General features: G+C 45.5%; 16 protein-coding genes and 2 tRNA genes. 12 read left to right on the top strand and 6 right to left on the bottom strand.

Annotation, left to right across the window (positions count from 1 at the left end; all coding sequences use genetic code 11):
- Window positions 1–74: 74 nt before the first annotated feature.
- Complete coding sequence (locus ABZR88_RS18015) at window positions 75–2,792, top strand: TonB-dependent receptor plug domain-containing protein (protein WP_107827350.1); 2,718 nt, start codon at window positions 75–77, stop codon at window positions 2,790–2,792.
- 80 nt (window positions 2,793–2,872) lie between these two features.
- Here the strand turns inward: ABZR88_RS18015 and ABZR88_RS18010 are convergent, their stop codons facing one another.
- On the bottom strand, window positions 2,873–3,760 hold the full coding sequence (locus ABZR88_RS18010) for a hypothetical protein (RefSeq protein WP_211309753.1): 888 nt from the start codon (window positions 3,758–3,760) through the stop codon (window positions 2,873–2,875).
- A 90-nt stretch (window positions 3,761–3,850) separates the two neighbouring features.
- Between ABZR88_RS18010 and ABZR88_RS18005 the strand changes: the two genes are divergently transcribed.
- The 4 genes from ABZR88_RS18005 to ABZR88_RS17990 all read left to right on the top strand — a co-directional run bounded on the left by ABZR88_RS18005 (window position 3,851) and on the right by ABZR88_RS17990 (window position 9,900).
- Entirely contained in the window at window positions 3,851–4,132 is a 282-nt protein-coding gene (locus ABZR88_RS18005; RefSeq protein WP_107827348.1) for an ATP-dependent Clp protease adaptor ClpS, read from the top strand.
- Window positions 4,133–4,264: 132 nt separating this feature from the next.
- Complete coding sequence (locus tag ABZR88_RS18000) at window positions 4,265–7,075, top strand: TonB-dependent receptor (protein WP_107827347.1); 2,811 nt, start codon at window positions 4,265–4,267, stop codon at window positions 7,073–7,075.
- 14 nt (window positions 7,076–7,089) lie between these two features.
- Complete coding sequence (locus tag ABZR88_RS17995; RefSeq protein ID WP_107827346.1) at window positions 7,090–8,484, top strand: hypothetical protein; 1,395 nt, start codon at window positions 7,090–7,092, stop codon at window positions 8,482–8,484.
- A 72-nt stretch (window positions 8,485–8,556) separates the two neighbouring features.
- Window positions 8,557–9,900, top strand: a complete 1,344-nt coding sequence (locus tag ABZR88_RS17990) for a histidine-type phosphatase (protein WP_107827345.1) — start codon at window positions 8,557–8,559, stop codon at window positions 9,898–9,900.
- 194 nt (window positions 9,901–10,094) lie between these two features.
- Here the strand turns inward: ABZR88_RS17990 and ABZR88_RS17985 are convergent, their stop codons facing one another.
- Window positions 10,095–11,387, bottom strand: coding sequence for an HAD-IB family phosphatase (locus tag ABZR88_RS17985; protein ID WP_107827344.1), 1,293 nt, complete (start codon window positions 11,385–11,387; stop codon window positions 10,095–10,097).
- A gap of 309 nt (window positions 11,388–11,696) precedes the next feature.
- On the opposite strand from ABZR88_RS17985, the gene ABZR88_RS17980 reads away from it, so the two are divergent.
- Window positions 11,697–12,689 carry a glycosyltransferase family protein gene (locus tag ABZR88_RS17980; protein WP_107827343.1) on the top strand — a complete coding sequence of 331 codons (993 nt, stop codon included), beginning with the start codon at window positions 11,697–11,699 and terminating at the stop codon, window positions 12,687–12,689.
- A gap of 109 nt (window positions 12,690–12,798) precedes the next feature.
- Here ABZR88_RS17980 and der read toward each other — a convergent pair whose 3' ends face one another.
- Complete coding sequence (der, locus tag ABZR88_RS17975) at window positions 12,799–14,100, bottom strand: ribosome biogenesis GTPase Der (RefSeq protein ID WP_107827342.1); 1,302 nt, start codon at window positions 14,098–14,100, stop codon at window positions 12,799–12,801.
- A 103-nt stretch (window positions 14,101–14,203) separates the two neighbouring features.
- The gene (gene era / locus ABZR88_RS17970; RefSeq protein ID WP_107827341.1) at window positions 14,204–15,082 is read right to left on the bottom strand and encodes a GTPase Era; all 879 of its coding nucleotides are present in this window, start codon (window positions 15,080–15,082) and stop codon (window positions 14,204–14,206) included.
- A 140-nt stretch (window positions 15,083–15,222) separates the two neighbouring features.
- Between era and ABZR88_RS17965 the strand changes: the two genes are divergently transcribed.
- The 6 genes from ABZR88_RS17965 (at window position 15,223) to ABZR88_RS17940 (ending at window position 18,407) form a co-directional block, all read left to right on the top strand.
- Window positions 15,223–15,299 (top strand) — tRNA-Met (locus tag ABZR88_RS17965).
- 123 nt (window positions 15,300–15,422) lie between these two features.
- Window positions 15,423–15,495 (top strand) — tRNA-Met (locus ABZR88_RS17960).
- Between the two features lie 57 nt (window positions 15,496–15,552).
- Window positions 15,553–15,954, top strand: a complete 402-nt coding sequence (locus tag ABZR88_RS17955) for a hypothetical protein (protein WP_107827340.1) — start codon at window positions 15,553–15,555, stop codon at window positions 15,952–15,954.
- Between the two features lie 267 nt (window positions 15,955–16,221).
- Entirely contained in the window at window positions 16,222–16,812 is a 591-nt protein-coding gene (locus tag ABZR88_RS17950; protein WP_107827339.1) for a Crp/Fnr family transcriptional regulator, read from the top strand.
- Between the two features lie 67 nt (window positions 16,813–16,879).
- The gene (locus ABZR88_RS17945) at window positions 16,880–17,632 is read left to right on the top strand and encodes an SDR family NAD(P)-dependent oxidoreductase (RefSeq protein ID WP_107827338.1); all 753 of its coding nucleotides are present in this window, start codon (window positions 16,880–16,882) and stop codon (window positions 17,630–17,632) included.
- 16 nt (window positions 17,633–17,648) lie between these two features.
- Entirely contained in the window at window positions 17,649–18,407 is a 759-nt protein-coding gene (locus ABZR88_RS17940; protein WP_107827337.1) for an SDR family NAD(P)-dependent oxidoreductase, read from the top strand.
- Window positions 18,408–18,586: 179 nt separating this feature from the next.
- On the opposite strand, the gene ABZR88_RS17935 is transcribed toward ABZR88_RS17940, so the two are convergent.
- Window positions 18,587–19,006, bottom strand: coding sequence for an OsmC family protein (locus ABZR88_RS17935; RefSeq protein WP_107827336.1), 420 nt, complete (start codon window positions 19,004–19,006; stop codon window positions 18,587–18,589).
- Between the two features lie 43 nt (window positions 19,007–19,049).
- Window positions 19,050–19,844: an alpha/beta fold hydrolase gene (locus tag ABZR88_RS17930; protein WP_107827335.1), complete on the bottom strand. Its 795-nt coding sequence runs from the start codon at window positions 19,842–19,844 to the stop codon at window positions 19,050–19,052.
- Window positions 19,845–19,962 lie beyond the last annotated feature (118 nt).

Raw genomic sequence — 19,962 nt, 5'->3', positions numbered from 1 at the left:
AATGACGTTAAAGTCCGCAGCGTCATGGGCTTGTTGTTCGTTACAAATGAATTAGTTGTATAATTTTACGGGCTATGAACCTAACCAAACCTAAAAAACATCTGGCCCTATTTCTAGCTCTTCCGCTGGCGCTGTTGGCGTTAAGCTTTATCAGGGCCGACGACGATCCTATTACTAAAATAATTACGCAGCTTAATAAATGGGCAGACAACAATCCGCAGGAGAAAGTTTATCTGCAATTAGATAAGCCCTATTATGCCAGTGGCGAGAACATCTGGTTTAAAGCCTATGTAACCGTTGGGCCGCAGCACCAGCTTTCTGCATTAAGTAAGCTGCTGAATGTAGAGCTGATAGATGAACGTGATTCTGTTAAACAAAGCGTTAAGTTACCCATTGAGTCTGGCATAACCTGGGGAGATTTTGCGCTGAACGACACGTTGCAGGCAGGTAACTACCGCATCAGAGCCTACACCAACTATATGCGTAATGCCGGCGAGGTTTACTTTTTTGATAAGGTAGTAACCATTGGCAATGTAATTGATAATACAGTGCTTACAGATGCCAATTATCATTATGCAACCGTAAATGGTAAACAGCAAATTACTGCCGACATTATCTATAAAGATTTGAAAGGCAACCCATACGTGGCTAAAAATGTAACCTACGTGGTTCAGCTGGATACTAAAGATGCAGCCAGGGGAAAAGGTCTCACCGACGAGAAGGGGATGATACATGTAACCTTTACCAGCAATGCGGCCAATCCTTTTAAAACTGGCCATATTAATACTACCATTGCTTACGAGGATAAAAAAACTGCCGAGAAGGATATTCCGGTAAAAGCATCATCATCAAAAGTTGATGTGCAGTTTTTCCCCGAGGGTGGTACGTTGGTTGCCGGATTACCTTCGCGCGTTGCATTTAAAGCCACTGGTGCCGATGGTCTGGGCGCTGTTATTAAAGGCAGCGTTACCGATAATGAAAATAACGAGGTAACGCCTATTGAAACCAAACATTTGGGCATGGGGTATTTTACGCTGCTGCCCGAAGCTGGTAAAACCTACAAAGCCAATATTACTTTTGCAGATGGATCGCAAAGTACAGTGGCACTACCTGCTCCAACTGCCAGCGGCTATCAACTTGCGGTAACAAATAACGAGAGCGATGCACTTGCGGTAAGGGTAGCCGCAACTGAAGATATTGCACAAGCAGCCAACGGTAAGCCAATAAGTGTTGTAGCCCAGCAAAACGGAGTTGTTTGTTATGCGGCAAAAAGCAATATTAATAATCAGGCTTTTGCAGCGCGGGTGGCAAAAAGTAAATTTCATACAGGTATAGTACAGTTTACTTTGTTTGATGTTGCTGGGCAGCCGGTTGCAGAGCGCTTGGTATTTATACAAAATAACGACCTGCTCAATATCAACGTAAGCTCAGACAAGCAAGCCTACGCATCACGCGAAAAAGTAACGTTGAATCTTGGTGCAGCTGACGCTGGTAATCCTGCAATGGCGGCCTTATCTGCCGCGGTGACCGACGAAAGTAAGGTGACGATTGATGAAGATGACGAGACAACCATTCTATCTACCATCCTGTTAACATCAGATCTGAAAGGGTATATAGAAAAGCCAAACTATTATTTTGCCACTCCAAGTGCACAAACCCGTATAGATCTGGACGTGCTGATGATGACCCAGGGCTACCGCCGTTTTGTGTGGAAAGATCTGCTGAATGATATGTTCCAGCCGCTGTCATTTAAACCCGAAAAATCGTTGGCCATATCTGGCACCATTAAAAAGAGCGGCAAACCGGTGCCGGGTGCTAAAGTGATGATGATATCGTCCGGCGGTTCTATGCTCCTGGTAGATACAGTTGCCGATGCAAACGGACATTTCTCTTTTGACAATCTGATTTTTGCAGACAGCCTAAAAGTTGCCGTGCAGGCCCGCACAGACAAGGGTAAAAAGGATGTGGATATTGTGCTGGATGGTATGACCAAGCCGGTTACCATTCCTAATAAAAACGCACCTGATATACAGATCAGCATCAATAAGAATTTAAATAATTACCTGGTAAGCAGTAAAGACCTCTATCGCGAGCAAATTAAATATGGACAAGGCGATCATAACACCATGTTAAAAGAGGTGGTGATTAGAGACAAACCCAAACCTAAGTTAGAAAACTCATCAAACCTGAATGGTCCCGGCAACGCAGATATGGTTGTTAAAAGTACCGATTTAACGACTTGCCCTACGCTGGATATGTGTTTACAGGGCAAGGTGCCATTTGTTAATTTTATAAATGGTCAGGCATATTCTACCCGTAGTCCTAGTACGCCTATGCAGATTATTGTTGATGGAATATACATGGATCCGGATTATCTGGGGCAAATCAATCCGCAAGATGTAAGCAGCGTTGAGGTTTTACGTACGCCAGGCAATACCGCCATTTATGGCTCGCGCGGTGGAGCCGGTGTGCTGGTAATTAACCTGAAAAAAGGTGCCGAGCTGAACGATAGAATTATTTATGCACCGGGTATTCTGGCCTTCAGGCCGCAGGGGTATTACCGTACCCGCGAGTTTTATGCACCGCGTTATGACGACCCGAAGGTTAACAAGCAAATGGCCGATCTGCGCAGCACCATTTACTGGAAGCCAAACATCACTACCAGCAAAGAAGGTAAGGCAACGATCGATTATTTTAATGCCGATGGCAAAGGTAGCTACAAGGTAGTAATTGAAGGTATTGACGGCGACGGCAACCTTGGCCGCACGGTTTACCATTATAAGGTACAGTAAATATCAAAGGCAGTTTTGAATCTATAAAGGTGTCATCCCGAACGAAGGAGAGGGATGACACCTTTTTTTATAGCGATTGACTAAAATCCGCCCAGCCAGAATTTCTCCCAGAAATCCACAGATTTAAACAGTTCCGCGCGATCTGCACTGCCGCCTGCACCGTCAAGGCGTTCGCCGCCCATACCGCCGCCACGGCCACCGCGCATGCCGCCGCCCATACCACCACCACCACCGCGGCCGCCATGCATGCCGCCACCGCCGCCCATTCCGCCGCGCATACCTCCACCACTCATGCCTTCGCCATTACCCTGGCCGTTTGGTGTAGGTCGGGTCATCGCATTAATTTTAAAATTAAAAGCCCACTCTTTCTTAGCGGCGTTAAACTCATCAAATAATTTAAATGGTATTTCCATCTCGCACACCAGATAGCCATCGGCATCATAATTCATGGCCGCTTTGATGCCGTAGGTGTTGGTAGTAGTAATCATATCGCCCTCAATGCTTTTAAAGCCGGTCACTTTAATATCGTGCAGTTTGGTAAGGCGCGCATGCAGCATTTCATCGCGGTCTTCTTGTGTGGGTTGCTGGCCGTCTGCATGGTGAACCGAAAAAGCACCCGGCCCGCCGCTTTGCCCACCACCGGGAAAGGTGAGCGAGTACATGTCTTTTTTGCTGCCCTTGGTGTTGATGCCAAAAGTAATACCCGCCTGCATAATGCGGATTTGTTCGGTACGGTCGTTCACGCGGATGGCCATGTAAAGGTTGTCCTTATCGTTAGCCAGCGTAAAGTTTAGCTTTTTCTCTTCGTTATAATAACGCAGGCTATCTGCCCAATCATCAAGGCTGCCATCAATTTTTACATTGGCAGGCGGCGGGGTAAGTATCTCTTTCGGGTTTTTTGTTTGTGCTGAAGCCAGGTGACCAGCCAGCAGCGCACCCATAGTGCAGGCAATAACAGAGCTTTTCATTCGGGGTATTGAAATTATTTTTAACTGTGATGCCCATTCAACAGATATTTAACATAAATATTGCGAGGCTTTGATTAATTTTGCATCCATATGCCAACCGAGGTACAGGAACAGACGTTTACGTTCGAAGAGTTGCTGGCGAGTCTTAAAGAAATGCACCGCCTTATTTTGTGGAACGATGATTTCAACACGTTCGACCATGTGATTCATTGCATGGTAAAATATCTGGATTATAATGAAACTCAAGCCGAGAAGATTGCCTGGAAGGTACATACCGAAGGTAAATGTGCGGTGTTAGAAGGTTCATTTACAGAGATGGAAGTGTATCGTAAGATCCTTCAGCAAGAAGGATTGACTGTCACCGTAGAGTAATTAAGTTACTTTCTCGGAACCAAAAACTGACTTTTACGTAGTTGTTGCCAGCGTTTGCAATTCGTTAACGCTGTGTTGATCTTTAGATTATACACCCGGGGTTTCTTTGCGCACTGAAATCCCCCAGTGTATATGAAAAGATTTTTCCCCCTGCTTTTTCTTTCCCTCCTCATTACAGGCCTTGCCTACGCCGGCGGCTCGCTTAGAGGCGTTGTGACGGACAAGAAATCGCACGAGCCCATGATTGGCGCTACCGTGCGTATCCAAAACAAGAAAACCGGCCGAATTTTGGCCACAGGTACCGGTCTTGACGGTACTTTTATGTTTAAGAACGTACCAACCGGCAGCTATGAGGTGCAGGTGAAGTATATCTCCTACAAAGACGCTAAAAAAGATGCCGAGGTAGCCGAAGGCACCACCAGCGCCGTAACTTTCCAACTGGAAGATGCTGGCAGCCAACTGCGCGAGGTTGCTATCACCGCCCGTCTGGGTAATGATACTGAACAAGCAGCGCGCCGTGTTGAGCAACGCTCAGACCAGGTGTTGAACGCTGTTTCATCAAAAACCATTGAAGCATCGCCAGATATTACGGTAGCTAACGTTACCCAGCGTGTATCTGGCGTAGCGCTTGAGCGCAGCAGCAATGGCGAGGGCCAGTATGCCATCATCCGTGGTATGGAGAAACGCTATACTTACACCCTCATCAACGGCTATAAAATTCCAAGCCCGGATAACAAAACCCGTTATGTGCCGCTGGATATCTTCCCGGCTGACATTATTGACCGCCTGGAGGTTTACAAATCACTTACCCCGTCTATGGAAGGTGATGCCATTGCCGGTGGTATTAATATGGTGTTGAAAGAAGCGCCAGACCACTTTACCGTAAACGCTAACCTGGGTTTAGGCTTATCGCAAGCGGTAATGAACAATGGCTACACCAAATTTGGCGATAACGATGTAACCGTTCGCTCACCACGCGTTAACAACGGTTTAAGCTATACCGCCAGCACCAATGATTTTTCTAAAAACCCCGCGCATTACACCAATTCTAAAATGCCAATGGGTTTAATTGCCGGCCTGAATTTAGGCGGTCGTACCAACGACAAAAAGCTGGGTGCATTGGTTTCTTTAAGCTATCAGGATAACTATAAAACCACCAAAAGCACTTTTTTTGGTACCGATGTTGACTTATATACCAACCAGCCAAAGTTAACCAGCATTTCTGCAAGACAATACAGCACCGAGCAGCAGCGTACCGGTTTAGTTGGTCGCTTTGATTATCGTATTAACGACCGTAACAAACTGGTGTTAGATGCGGCCTACATCAATCTGGCTCAAAATCAATATCGTTTTACTTCAGATACCGACCTGGTGCTGCAACGCACCGGCATTGGCCAGGGCCGTGTTAAAGAGAGCCCGCGCAGCATCCGCAGCGTGGAGCAGATTGCCAACTTCTCACTGCATGGCGATCATCGCCTGGCCGAAAACCTGAGTGTTAACTGGACCGGCGTTTACTCAAAAGCAACCGATAACGAGAATCGCTATCAGCTTAACCTGGTAACCAGCCGTACCTTGCAACCTGGCGGTAACGTAACCCAGGAGCCTTTAACTGTTGACGCCTCTGGTGCTTATGACGCTACTTTTGCTTACAATACCGATGAGGATAAGAGCGGTTACCTGAACTTTGTATATGTACCAAAGATATTTGACACCAAAGTAGAGTTTAGCGCCGGTGGTATGTATCGCGATAAAAGTCGTAACAGCACTTTTGACGATTATACCCTGCGCCTGGCCGCACCACAGAACTACACCGGTGTTGATAACCTGAATTTTGACCCGAACGTAATTAACGCCCAGGGCACACCATTTGATCCGCTGAACTATACTTTCAGCGAAAAAGTAGGCGCCGGTTATGGTCAGTTTAAATTTACTGCGGGCCGTATCCAGGCAACAGGCGGTGTGCGTTATGAGCATACCAGCCAAAGCTGGGTTGACGCGCTGCCAGAAACCTTTAACGGTAAAACCGGTGACATTAAGTACCGCGATCTGCTGCCAAGCTTTATTTTGAAATATAACCTGACTGATAACCAAAGCTTGCATGCTACTTATTATGCAGCTATCAGCCGTCCAAACTTTTATGAGCTGGTGCCACACGTAAGCGGCGACCCTGATGCTGATTACCTGGAGTATGGTAACCCTAACTTAAAACCGGCTCGTGCCGATAACTATGACCTGCGTTACGAGTTTTTCCCTAAAGGTTTTGACCAGTTGCTGGCAGGCGTGTTCTACAAACGTATAGTAGACCCGATTGAGTATGCCCTGGTACCATCAAGCAGCGCTAAAGACCTGGTACTGGAAGCCGGTAACTTTGGTACTGCCCGTAACTACGGTTTTGAGCTGGATGCAACCAAATACATCAACAAATTTGGTTTCAGAGCTAACTACTCTTTCACCCAGTCAGACATCACCACGCCTAAGCAAGAGCGCTATCGCGATGCTGCTGGTAACACGCAACAACGTACGGTAGATCAGACCCGTCCGCTACAGGGTCAGTCTAAACACCTGGGTAACCTGTCATTATTATATAAAGACATAAAAACAGGCCTGGATGCGCAGGTATCGGCCGTATATACAGGCGAGCGCATTAACAGTGTATCAAACTATCTGAATAACGATATCTGGCAGAAAGCTTTTGTAACGCTAGACGTATCTGCCGAAAAGAAAATTACCAAGCACCTGTTTGTTTACGCAAAAGCAACCAACCTGCTCAATACCCCTTACCAGCTGTTTATTAAACAGGCGTATCCGCAACCATCTGGTCCTAACGGAGGCGCCGGTGCAACCGGACAGGTAATTGAGTATCAGGAAGCCGGCAAAAACACTTTTGTGCGTAAAGACAACTACCTGCAATACTACATTTTAGGTGTTCATTACAAATTCTAAAATCAAACAGAGCGATGAAAAAAATATTTAACCAAATGATTGTTTTGATAGGCCTGGGCCTGTCATTCAGCGCCTGCCATAAATCTGAGCTGGTAAGCGTTTCTACCGCCGTTGTGCACACAGCCAATGGTATTACAAAAGATACCCTGAGTGGTACAGTAAAAGGTACCATGCTGGCCGGTAAAACTTATTATATTAAAAGCAACGTTACCGTTAACGATGGTGATACGTTGGCCATGCAGAGTGGCGTGCACCTGATTGTTTTAGGCGATGGTAAAACTGCCGACAGCAGCCCGGAGATCTTTTGCCATGGTACCTTCATTAGCTTGGGTACTAAGGATGCGCCAAACTACATCACCGTAAAAAATGCAGCCGACCTGCACGCGCAGGCTAACCAGCAGCAATATGATCAGCCGTTTTTTGGCTGGTGGGGTGGTATTACCTGTACCCCGGCTGTAGCGGCGGGCAGCAAAGGCGGCGACCTGATCTTGAAATGGACACACGTAGAGTTTGGTGGTGCACCGGCAGGTTCATCTGATGATCCGGCTATTTACCCATCTGGTCCGCGTTTCAATATCTACTACAACAACGTAAATAAAAACGTAATTATTGAAGACTCGTGGTTCTTTGGCGCTAAGGATGATAACATCCAGATAGGCGCCGGCCACATTAGCTGTATGCGTAACACATTTGAGCTGTGCGGCGGTGTAGGCGGCGAGTTCTTCAACATCAAAACAGGTAGCGTGGCCGATATTGGTTACAACGTTTTCATTGGTTCTGCAACCAACGCCATGAAGATCTCTAACTCTGGCGGCTCGGCTGTTCAGTGTAATGCAGTTGTTTATAACAATACCATTATTGATGGCGGTTATCGTCAAACCAAGTCTGGCCGTGGTGGGTCTATCGACTTTGAAAAAGGTGCTAAAGGCCTTTGCTATAACAACCTCATTGTAAACTGCCGTTTCGGTTTGCGCATTACTGCGGATGCCGATGTGGCTAACGTAAAATACGGCTACAACGGTTACTATGGTTCAGCCCAGCCTGTTGTAGATCAGTTTTATGCTGCCGACAGTCAACCTGCGTTACTGGCTACAGGTAAAGCTACTACCGATGTGCGTGCTACCACACCAAAAACAAACAACCCAATGTTCTACCTTTTCAATGTAGATCAGTATGATTACGTTTCTACTCTGGTGCCAATATCATACGCTGTACAGCAACCTGGTTCGGTAATGGTAGGTAACTCCAGCTTCAGACTGCAGGCTGGTTCTCCGTTCATTGGTAAAGGTCGTACAGACTTTAGTCCGCTGTATTCGGTAACTGCTACCGGTACCTATGGCGCCGATATTACCCTGCCGGGTAAAGATCTGGGTGCTTATCAAACTGATGGTACAGGTAATCAACATTAGTAGAAAAAATCACTAAACCTCACTTGCTCAGGGCCTCATGGGGTCCTGAGTTTTTTAGTATAATTACAAGCCATGTTACATAAAAAAAGCCTATTGTTTTCTGCAGCGTTGTTGCTAGCTGCAACCGCAGTAAACGCCCAAAATTGCAACAGCGATTGGCTGGGCACCAAAACATTGTATAAGGCACCTGCCTATCATCCGTCTGTAGTTCCTGCAGGATACAAGCCGGTATTTATTAACCATGTCGGTCGCCACGGGGCGAGGCATTTAACCAAAGAGGTGAATACCTCATTTGCCTGGCAATTGCTGCACCGGGCCGATAGTGCCAAAGCCCTCACCGCTGCGGGGCAGCATTTATGGAAATTGGTGCAAAACCTTACCGCAGTTGAAAAAGGACAAGTAAAATCCATATCAGACGAAGGCCGTGATGAACTGCGGGGCATTGGCAAACGTATGTACGCGCACTATCCATCAGTGTTTACCGGCAAGGTAGAGTTGAATGTGGGTTATACCAAAGAAATCCGCACCAAACAAAGCGCTGACGCCTTTTTGCAAGGCCTGAAAGCTGGTTTTAAAGACAGTGCCGATGTGAAAGAATATAACGACGATACCGATCTGCGTTTCTATGACTCGTCGCCAACCTACACCGCGTTTGAAGACGGTGGCAGTTGGGAAAAGCCCATGAACACACTGCGCGAGTCATTAAAGATTGATGTCGTTAACCACACGCTGGCTGTTAAATGGTTCCAGCCTGCTTTCCTGAAAACGCTGAAGCCCGCACAGGAGGATAAGCTAGTAGGCGATGTTTTTGGCTTTGCCACCATTGTTTACTCATTGCAGGCTGAAATTAAAAAGGCGGGTTACCAGTGGACTGATGTTAATTTTGCGCCATTATTTACATGCGCCGAGCAAGCTGCTCTAAGTAAACTTGACGTTGCTGATGACTATCTGAAAAAAGCGCCAGGCACCGATGCTAACGGCATTCAGGTGCGCATTGCCGTGCCTTTGCTGGTTAACTTTATCAACACTACTGATGAATTTATTAAAACCGGCAAACCTAATGCCCAACTGCGCCTGGCCCATGCCGAGACCATAGCGCCATTTGCCGCCCTGTTGGGTATGACCGGCGCGGACAAGGTAGCTGCTGATATGAAAAACATCGAGGCCGCCTGGAAATCGTCAAACGTAATTCCGCTGAGCTCTAACATCCAGTGGATCTTTTATCGTAAAGCTGGCACTACCGATCTGTTAGTGAAGTTTTTATTAAACGAAAAGGAAGTACATATTACCGGACTGAAAAACGCATCGACGTACTATCATTGGAAAGATGTACGCGCTTTCTACGTCAATAAACTCAATAAACTGAATGTGGGTTTGGGAGATGATATGGCGGCGTATTTGAAAAATGTAAAGTAAGACGCCATTAAGTCGTCCCGAACTTGTTTCGGGATCCCACATGCTGGCCAGTCATGCTTGTTAACTTTGCGTGTAGGGTGCCGAAACAAGTTCAGCATGACGTGGATAATAAAAGAAAAGCGCGATGGTTTGCCATCGCGCTTTTCCTTTTTATATTTATATAAATCCGAAATCGAACTTCCGAAATCCGAATTTTAGTAGAGCAACCTGAACTTAATGGTATGCTCAATCGCTTTCAGTTCGTCTAATACCTGGGTGTCATAACCAGTATTTACGTCTGTAATTACATAACCAATCTGTGGATTGGTTACCAGGAACTCGCCCACAATGTTGATGTTGTGGCGGGCAAATACCTCGTTGATCTTAGCCAGAATGCCCGGTACGTTTTTGTGAATGTGAATCAAACGGTGGGCGTTGCTAACACGTGGTGGCTGCAAATCTGGGAAGTTGCAGCTCATGTGGGTTCTGCCCTCGTTCATAAACGCCATTACACGTTTAGGAATAAAATCAAGGTTACGTGGGTTGTTACGTGGATCATCAAAAATAATGATACCATTCTCGCAAGCAGCATCCATGAGCTTACGGCCCTGTACGCGACCGAAACAACCAATCACTTTCAGTCTGCCGGCGGCAGCTAATTGCTCTGGCGTAGGTTGGTGAGCTTCATCGCAGAAAAGCACGCCGGCTTCTTGCAGGTATTTATCTTCAATCTCCTCGCGGTGGCGGATGTTGTAGCCCTCTTTCTGCATCTGCGATAGCGCTTCTTCGCCTATATCGCCAACAACCAGGCATTTAATGCGGTTTTTAGGATAGGAGATAGCGCGTGGCAGCTTGTTGATATATAAAAACTCGTCAAAGCTCGGGGTAACGTGGTCGGCTTTTTCAATGACAGATTTACGGGCAATGTTCTCCGTAAAAGCAAAGAAACGTTTAATCAGTCCCGATTCTTTCAGTTGAAAATCTGAGTAACCATCGCCAATGCCAAAAATCTCGCCCTGCAGGTTCATCTCACGCAGTAGTTTTACCTTGCCGCCTTCTTGCGAAAGGGGGTTGTCGTGGTCATATCCAATGATCTTGCCATCTTCATCAAACTCAAAAGTATTGGCGTAGATGTTTTCTTTTTTGATATGATACTCGGTTACCACCGGGGTGATAAACTCTTTAAAACCACCCGAAACGATCAGCACGTTATCAGCATGGGTCTTAAAGAAGTTGCTGTTGCGTGAGAACGAGGTAGATACTTTCTTCTTCAGGTGACTGATCAGTTGTTTAAGATGATCACGATCAGCTTCCAGCAAACGCACGCGGGCAGCCAAACTTTCTGAGAACGAAAGACGGCCTTCCATTGAGGCGTTGGTGTATTCTTCAATCTGCCGGTAAACGTCTTCGGCGTCGGGGCGGTTTTTTAATGAGATACGTGCCAGCTCGTCAAGCGCCTCAACTTGGGTAAACGTACTGTCAAAGTCAATAATAAAGTATTGCTCCATGGAGTGGGGATGGAAATTTATGCGCCTGCAAATGTGCGAATTTTGCCCGAGGGTTTATAAACAAAAATTCAATGTGGATAAAAACGATGGGTTTGGTAGATGATAACGCCGCGTCATTGCGAGGAACGAAGCAATCTCTGTACATGTATCTCCGACTATCCTTCGCAGAGATTGCTTCGTTCCTCCGCAATGACAGAAAGGTTAACAATAAGTAATCCACTTAAAATTTTTATCCCCGCACGCAAATGATAACTTTACCGCCTGTGTGGATGCTGTAACATTTCTACCGTATGGCATTCCAATACCAAAATGAAAATATTATTCGCAATACAGGGCACGGGCAACGGACATATCAGTCGCGCACGCGAAATGGTGCCCCTGCTGCAGCGCTATGGCGAGGTTGATTTGCTGGTGAGCGGTACCGAGGCAGAGGTTTCATTGTCGCAGCCACTCAAGTACCAATTTCATGGTTACAGTTTTGTGTTTGGTACCAAAGGCGGGGTTGATAAATGGGCTACCTACAAACTGATGGACCTGCGCCAGCTTTGGAAGGACATGCATAGCCTGCCGCTAAAGCAGTATGATTTGATTGTGAACGACTTTGAGCCGGTTAGTGCCTGGGCTTGCAGGCTGCAAAATATTCCGTCGGTGTCGTTGAGTCATCAATGTTCATTTGTGTCTAAAAAAACGCCCCGACCTGACCGATGGAACTGGGCCGAACTGATCTTTAAATATTACTCGCCAACCACGCATCACATCGGCTTTCATTTTGACCGGTATGATGATTTTATCCATACCCCTGTCATCCGCAGCGGTATCCGCGAGATGGCGACGGCCAACAAAGGGCATTACACGGTTTACCTGCCCGCATATGACGATAAAACGCTGATAGAGCACTTGGGCAAAACCGATGTAGAATGGCACGTTTTCTCCAAACGACAGAAAACGCCTTATCGGGAAGGTAATGTGCATGTCAATCCCATCAGCAATGAAGGGTTCAATGATAGCCTGGCCAATTGCGCCGGGTTGCTGACAGGCGGCGGTTTTGAAGGTCCGGCCGAAGCGCTTTACCTGGGTAAAAAGGTAATGATGATCCCTATGAAAGGGCAGTACGAACAGCAGTGTAATGCCTTGGCCGCTAACAGACTGGGTGTGCCGGTGGTTTATGATATTGATGATGAATTTAACCCCGTATTAGAGCAGTGGATCAACACCGATGAACGGGTGATAGTTGATTTTCCGGATGAGACGGCGGCGATTGTGGAGGGGATGGTGAAGAAGTATGGTAGAACCAGGATTTAACGAATTTTTAGGATTTACAGGATTTTTATATAAAACAAGAGCGACGCAATATTGCGTCGCTCTTGTTTTATATCATACGAATCCTAAAAATCCGTTTAATCCTGGTTCATTACTTCTGTCTGAAGAATAACTGAATTGGTACACCTTCAAAATCAAAGTTCTCACGCAGTTTGTTTTCTAAGAAACGCATGTAAGGCTCTTTGATATACTGCGGCAGGTTACAGAAGAAGGCGAACATTGGTGCCACACCTTTAATCTGGGTGATGTATTTGATTTTTACGTATTTGCCTTTGGTTGATGGTGGCGGCATAGCCTCTATAACAGGCAGTAGCACATCGTTCAGTTTTGAGGTCGGGATCTTTTTAGCGCGGTTGTTATAAACCTGTTCAGCAGTTTCAATTACTTTCAGGATACGCTGTTTCTCTACTACCGAGGTAAAGATGATAGGCACATCGGTAAACGGCGCAATCTTTTCGCGGATCTGCTCTTCAAATACTTTAACGGTTTTGGTATTCTTCTCAATCAAATCCCACTTGTTCACCACAATCACAATGCCTTTCTTGTTCTTCTCGGCCAGGTGGAAGATGTTGATATCCTGCGATTCAATACCTTCAACGGCATCAATCATCAGAATCACTACGTCGGCTTCTTCCAACGCTTTGATGGTACGCATTACTGAGTAAAACTCAATGTTCTCTTTTACCTTGGTTTTTTTGCGCAAACCGGCGGTGTCTACCAGCATAAACTCATGGCCATAGCGGTTATAGTGGATGTGGATAGAATCGCGTGTGGTGCCGGCAATAGGGGTAACAATGTTACGCTGCTCGCCAATAAAAGCGTTGATGATGGATGATTTACCTACGTTAGGGCGACCAACGATGGCGTATTTAGGTAGCGTGTTTTCTTCTACCACGTCCTCGTCAAAGGTTTTTACTACGTCGTCCAGCAGTTCGCCGGTGCCGCTGCCGGTCATCGATGAGATGTTGTAGATTTCGCCCAGGCCAAGGCTATAGAAAATGCTGGCATCGGCGTTAAGCGAGGTGTTGTCTACCTTGTTTACCACCACAAACACCGGTTTTTTGCTTCTACGTAGCATTTGGGCAATGTCATCATCCAGGTCGGTAATGCCGGTAGTTACATCCACCACAAAAAGCAGCGCAGTGGCTTCTTCAATGGCAATGATTACCTGCTCGCGGATGGCGCTCTCAAAAACATCGTCTGAGCCATGCACATAGCCGCCGGTGTCAATCACCGTAAAGTTACGGCCAATCCACTCGGCTACGCCGTAGTGGCGGTCGCGCGTTACGCCGCTCATGTCGTCTACAATGGCCTTTCGGGTTTCCGTCAGGCGGTTGTACAGGGTTGATTTGCCCACGTTAGGGCGGCCTACTATGGCTACTATATTGCTCATGCTTTATTTTAGATGTGAGACGTGAGATATGAGACGTGAGATGAAAAACAGCTTATTTAGCATGCTGTCTCAAATCTCATGTCTCACATCTCAAATCTCGGTATTAATCTTCGTACCCGAATTTTTTCAGATAGTTTTTCTTGCTGCGCCAGTCGGATATTACTTTAACAAACATCTCGAGAAAAATCTTTTTCTGGAAAAAATTCTCCATTTCGCGACGGGCATAGGTGCCTACTATTTTCAGCATCTCGCCGTTCTTGCCAATCAGGATGTTTTTCTGCGATTCGCGCTCAACTATAATTTCGGCACTGATGCGGTAAATGGTCTCATCCTCTTTAAAAGCGGTGATCACTACCTCGGTGCTGTAAGGGATTTCTTTTTTGTACTGCTTAAACACCTGCTCGCGAATCATCTCAGAAGCAAAGAAACGGTCGTTCCTGTCGGTCAGTGCATCTTTCTCATAATAAGGCGGATGCTCCGGCATTTGCTCAACGATGTACTCCAGCAGGTGAGAGGTGTTAGGGAATTTCAGGGCCGAGATAGCAAATACCGCCTTCGGCTTCAGCAGCTCTTCCCAATAAGTTACTTTTTGTTTTACTGCTTCCGGATCACTCTGATCTATTTTATTGATCAGCACTACCACCGGTGCTTGCGAGCCTTGCAGGCGTTTCACCACGTCTTGCTCGTCGTGTTTCTCGTTAACGTCTGTCATCAGCAGAATCAGGTCTGCATCAACAATAGAGCCTTGTACCTGGCTCATCATGCTTTCATGCAGCGCATAGTGCGGTTTGATGATGCCGGGCGTGTCTGAGAAAACAACCTGGTAGTTCTCATCATTCACAATGCCCAAAATGCGGTGACGGGTGGTTTGCGCCTTTGGGGTGATGATAGACATTTTTTCGCCCACAAGAGCATTCATTAATGTAGATTTACCTGCATTTGGTTTGCCGATGATACTAACGAAGCCTGCCTTATGAGCCATAAAATTATTTTTAAATAAATTTTGGAATGCAAAGAAACGAATTATATCTTTGCATTCCAATTTAAAACGAAGCAGATTTGCTTTTTGATGATTGGAAAAACATATCGGGGGTTATGACCGTTATGTAATACACAAAATAGTGCGGGATGGAGCAGTTGGTAGCTCGTCGGGCTCATAACCCGAAGGTCGTAGGTTCGAGTCCTGCTCCCGCTACCCAGAAAAAGAAGAGCCTTAAGTCGAGAGTCTTGAGGCTTTTTCTTTATCAGCATTGTGTTAGCAGATCACAATTCAAACAAAACGCCTTTTCGCGGTTTATGGCCGAAAAGAATAACAACAATAGTGCGGGATGGAGCAGTTGGTAGCTCGTCGGGCTCATAACCCGAAGGTCATAGGTTCGAGTCCTGTTCCCGCTACCGGAAAAGAAAAGCCTCTTAGAGATAATCTGAGAGGCTTTTTTATTTTGCAGAATAATGAACCAGCAAGAATTCACAGCTTATGTAATATCTAGATTGTTAAATCACTTTCCGCAATTTAAAGTTTGTGTAGTGAACAGGCCTGGTAATATTATCAATATTGAAATTGAAAGTCCAAATAAGAATTTTAAGCTATGGATTACAACTCAGGACGTTGAGATTACAATAGGATTTACCGGCCTTGAAGATCTAAATGATTGGCACACTCATATAACAACGTACGACTATAATTATATAGATGATGATATTGTGGATGCTGTAAATGTTGTTAGTAGTATTATAAATGACGAGATACTTATTCTTTATACTAAGGAAAAAGGATACACTATTTTTGATCCTGAATCGCATAAGCAGACATCTGACAAACAGATTGTTGTTAAATACTGGAGTAGTTGGTAGCTCGTCGGGCTCATAACCCGAAAATCATAGGTTCGAGTCCTGTTCCCGCTACCGGAAAAGAAAGCCTCAAGTCGAAAGATTTGAGGCTTTTTTATTTTATATCTGGCAGTTTACGGGCTCATATCCTTGTACGAGGTACCATCGTGCGCAAATTGTTCAAGAATCCTGAAAGTTGTCATAATAAAACCCTTTAAAATAAACCTTTAACATTTTTTATTAATTATGGGGTAGCTTAGTTAAAATTGTGATTAATTAGTTATAGGTAAGATGCCCGCTTTCGACGTGTTTTTTGATTATGTACAGAATTTATCCGGAATAACGCTCTCCGACGATGAAAAGCTGGTATTTATGGCTCATATGAAACCCAAAAAACTACGTAAGCGCCAATACTTCTTGCAGGAAGGGGATATATGTAAATATACCGGATTCGTTGTAAAAGGATCTGCCAGGATGTTCAGTGTAGACGAAAAGGGGCATGAACACATCCTGAAGTTAAGCGTAGAGAATTGGTGGCTGGCCGATTTTGAAAGTTACTACCATTTAACACCAAGCCGGTATAATATCGAAGCGTTGGAAGATCTTGAACTTTTGCAAGTTACCAATGCGCAGGTTGAACAGTTTTTCACCTCAATTCCGGCCTTTACAGCGATGCAGGAGGTTATCAAACAAAACTATGCTATCGCAAATCAAAACAGGGTACAGGTTGCGTTCGGATATACCGCAGAAGAACGGTACGCGGACCTTGTTAGTAAATACCCGCATTTTCTGCAGCGGTTCCCGCTGAATATGATCGCATCTTATCTTGGTTTATCCCCCGAAACCCTCAGTCGGATCAGAAAGAACACTTTGAAGTCTTGATTTAGATCAAGGATATTTCCTGATACATATCAATGCGCAGGTCATTAAGACCTGGCAGTTTTGTGTTATGGAAAAATTGAAAAATAAAATTGTCGTGATTACCGGTGGTAATAGCGGCATCGGCTTTGGTATTGCTGAAGCATTTAAAAACGAAGGCGCTTCCGGCGCCATTGTCGGCAGAAACCAGGAAACTTTGGACCGTGCTGCGGCTCTGCTCGGCGATGGTTTTATCGCCATCAATGCCGATGTGACTAAGGTGGCCGATTTGGAAAAGGTTTTTGCGGCAACAGCTGAAAAATTTGGCAAAATAGATGTGGTAGTAGCCAATGCAGGTGGCGGAGCGGTAGGCACTGTAGAAACATTTGGCGAAGCCGATTTTGATAAGGCCATCGACCTGAACCTGAAAAGTGTTTATTTCACCGTTCAAAAAGCGCTGCCATACATGAATGATGGTGGTTCTATTATTTTGATCGGATCAAATGCCGCTCACCGCGCCTATCCGTCATTCACTCTATATGGCGCTGCCAAAGCAGCTGTTATCTATTTTGCAAAAGGATTTTCAAGCGACCTTTTAGGCAGAAAGATCAGGGCCAATGTAATTACACCAGGGACAACCGATACCCCGGCATTTGACAAGTTCATTCCTGCAGAACAAATTGAAGCAGTCAAACAGCATTTTGCCAGTCAAATGCCTGTAGGCCGGATCGGACAACCGTCCGACATCGGTAAAACTGCCGTTTTTCTGGCTTCAAACGATTCTTCATTCCTGCTTGGTGCCGAGCTGTTGGTTGATGGCGGTATGACTTATTTAGCTAAATAACTATAAAGATTTCAAAGTGAAAAAATTAGAAAATAAAGTTGCGATAGTTACCGGCGCTTCAAAAGGAATAGGCGCATCTATCGCAAAATACTTTGCAGCAGAAGGCGCAAAGGTTGTCGTGAATTATGCCTCAAGTAAGGAAGGCGCAAACAAAGTAGTTAGGGAAATCACGGAAAACGGCGGCGTGGCCATTGCCGTACAGGCGGATGTGTCCAAAGAAGCTGATGTAGCCAGGTTGTTCGAAGAAACCAAGCAAGCTTTTGGCTCGCTGGATATCCTCGTCAACAACGCGGTTGCACAAGGATACGCACCGATTGAGCAAATTTCAGTTGATTCCTTTCATCAGAGTTTCAATGTTAACGTGTTAGGGCCAATACTGACCATCCAGGCCGCTTTGAAACTTTTCGGTGATAGAGGCGGCAATATTATAAATATCAGTTCAGGCGCAAGCAAATATCCGCTGCCGATGGCTTCGTTATACTCTTCAACGAAGGCAGCTCTGGATGCCTTTACTATCGCGCTGTCGAAAGAATTGGGTTCAAAAAACGTTCGTATCAATTCGGTTTTGCCGGGCGCAACCGAAACAGAGGGCGCAACCAGCGCAGGTGTGACCAAAGGCAGTGATTACGAGAAAATGTTTATTGCTAATACGCCGCTGGGACGCAGGGGGCAGCCGGCTGATATTGCCAAAGCGGTTGTATTCCTTGCTTCCGATGATGCAGCCTGGATCACCGGAGAGCAGATTTCCGTTTCGGGCGGGATGTACGGTTTTTAACCATAAATACTAAAGATCAATGGCGCATTAACACCAAGATTGATGCTGCCTCAGCTATACAGATTATGAATTAAGCGATTCAAGTTTAGCCCCAATTGGGGTCGCCGGGAAAGAAAAAGCCTCTTAGAGATGATCTGAGAGGCTTTTTGTTGTTGTGATAGACCGCGTTTTTATAAATATTAAGCGTAAATAACGCTTAATGTAATTGGCACATTCAATGCTTTTGAGATAATGCAATGTGCCTTTGCGCCTTCAGCAATTTCGGTAAATATTGCTTCATCTACACCTTCAATTACACTGGCTTGTAAGTCCAGGTGAATACCTGTTATGCTTAATGCCTGCATATCAAGATCTACAGTTGCTGTAGTAAAAATATCGCCGGCGGTGATGTTATGATGTGCTAATGTTGCGCTAAGGGCCATTGAAAAGCAACCAGCGTGTGCGGCCGCAATTAGTTCTTCCGGGTTAGTGCCAATGCCATCAGCAAAGCGGGTTTTAAATGAGTATTGTGTTTGATTAAGCACGGTGCTTTGTGTGCTAATTTCTCCTTTACCTTCTTGTAAGGTGCCGTTCCAATGTGCTTTTGCTATACGTTTCATGGTCTTTTTTGTCTTAATAATTTTAAGTTCAATTGTTTAATGGTTATTTGCTTTCGGCAATTAATATGGCAGCCAGTTTATCTGGCATAGAAATGAAAGGGGTATGGCTGCTTTGCAGGGTATATACTTTAGCCACTTTGCTGTTTTTTACCATGTACTGTTGTGCCGGGTAGCTGATGGCATGGTCATTAACGGTATGGATATAAACTTTTTTGATGCTGCCGTAATTTTTCTCAGTTAGGCGTACGGGTGTGGCCAGTGGTGCCAGCGGTTCCGGTTTTAGGTTAGCGGCAATATATTCCTGAACTTGCTGTGGTGCATCGGCGGCGAAGATATCGGCTACAGCATCTTTTGCGATGATGGCTGCGCCATGTTCCTGATCGATAGTAAGGGATTTGCCGATATGAGATGCCGGGTCGCCTTTGGCTAGCGACAAAAGGCTGTCGCCATTGTGCGGCAAAGCTGCTGCCAGGAAGATCAGTTCTTTAACCTGTGCGGGTTCTTCTTCAGCAACCTGGCTAATTACCAGTCCGGCAAAACTATGGCCCACCAAAACCACATTAGTGCGGGTGCCGATAGCTGCTTTTACCTGATCAACATAAGTTTGAAAGGTGATGCCGGCAAATGAGGTGGTATCTTTTCCGTGGCCTGCAAGATTAACGTTGATCACCTCTTCGCCCTGGGCTTTTAGCAGTGGTGTTACCGCATCCCAGGAAGATGCGTCAGACCATGCTCCGTGTACAAGTACAATTGTTTTAGCGTTTTTGCTGGTTGTTTCTTTGGCTTGAGCAGTAAAACCTAATACACTCATTGCCATCATTATTATTGCTGTTTTCATGTTTTGTAATGCCTAATTGTTTAGGACACCACAAACATCCGACTATATACGCTGGATAATTTTAACCCAGGTTAAAATCGAAAAATCCGCTAAAAAAGTTTTTAAAGGATTTCGGCAA

The organism is Mucilaginibacter yixingensis, assembly GCF_041080815.1.
GTDB classification, from domain to species: Bacteria; Bacteroidota; Bacteroidia; order Sphingobacteriales; family Sphingobacteriaceae; genus Mucilaginibacter; species Mucilaginibacter yixingensis.
The sequence above is the reverse complement of the archived record's forward strand: the minus strand, read 5'-3'. Positions and strand labels throughout refer to the sequence as shown.

What these genes read in the sequence shown, in the direction of transcription:
- ABZR88_RS18015 (WP_107827350.1), top strand. Translation starts at nt 75, where the DNA reads ATGAACCTAACCAAACCTAAAAAACATCTGGCCCTATTTCTAGCTCTT.
- ABZR88_RS18010 (WP_211309753.1), bottom strand. Translation starts at nt 3,760, where the DNA reads ATGAAAAGCTCTGTTATTGCCTGCACTATGGGTGCGCTGCTGGCTGGT.
- ABZR88_RS18005 (WP_107827348.1), top strand. Translation starts at nt 3,851, where the DNA reads ATGCCAACCGAGGTACAGGAACAGACGTTTACGTTCGAAGAGTTGCTG.
- ABZR88_RS18000 (WP_107827347.1), top strand. Translation starts at nt 4,265, where the DNA reads ATGAAAAGATTTTTCCCCCTGCTTTTTCTTTCCCTCCTCATTACAGGC.
- ABZR88_RS17995 (WP_107827346.1), top strand. Translation starts at nt 7,090, where the DNA reads ATGAAAAAAATATTTAACCAAATGATTGTTTTGATAGGCCTGGGCCTG.
- ABZR88_RS17990 (WP_107827345.1), top strand. Translation starts at nt 8,557, where the DNA reads ATGTTACATAAAAAAAGCCTATTGTTTTCTGCAGCGTTGTTGCTAGCT.
- ABZR88_RS17985 (WP_107827344.1), bottom strand. Translation starts at nt 11,387, where the DNA reads ATGGAGCAATACTTTATTATTGACTTTGACAGTACGTTTACCCAAGTT.
- ABZR88_RS17980 (WP_107827343.1), top strand. Translation starts at nt 11,697, where the DNA reads ATGAAAATATTATTCGCAATACAGGGCACGGGCAACGGACATATCAGT.
- der (WP_107827342.1), bottom strand. Translation starts at nt 14,100, where the DNA reads ATGAGCAATATAGTAGCCATAGTAGGCCGCCCTAACGTGGGCAAATCA.
- era (WP_107827341.1), bottom strand. Translation starts at nt 15,082, where the DNA reads ATGGCTCATAAGGCAGGCTTCGTTAGTATCATCGGCAAACCAAATGCA.
- ABZR88_RS17955 (WP_107827340.1), top strand. Translation starts at nt 15,553, where the DNA reads ATGAACCAGCAAGAATTCACAGCTTATGTAATATCTAGATTGTTAAAT.
- ABZR88_RS17950 (WP_107827339.1), top strand. Translation starts at nt 16,222, where the DNA reads ATGCCCGCTTTCGACGTGTTTTTTGATTATGTACAGAATTTATCCGGA.
- ABZR88_RS17945 (WP_107827338.1), top strand. Translation starts at nt 16,880, where the DNA reads ATGGAAAAATTGAAAAATAAAATTGTCGTGATTACCGGTGGTAATAGC.
- ABZR88_RS17935 (WP_107827336.1), bottom strand. Translation starts at nt 19,006, where the DNA reads ATGAAACGTATAGCAAAAGCACATTGGAACGGCACCTTACAAGAAGGT.
- ABZR88_RS17930 (WP_107827335.1), bottom strand. Translation starts at nt 19,844, where the DNA reads ATGAAAACAGCAATAATAATGATGGCAATGAGTGTATTAGGTTTTACT.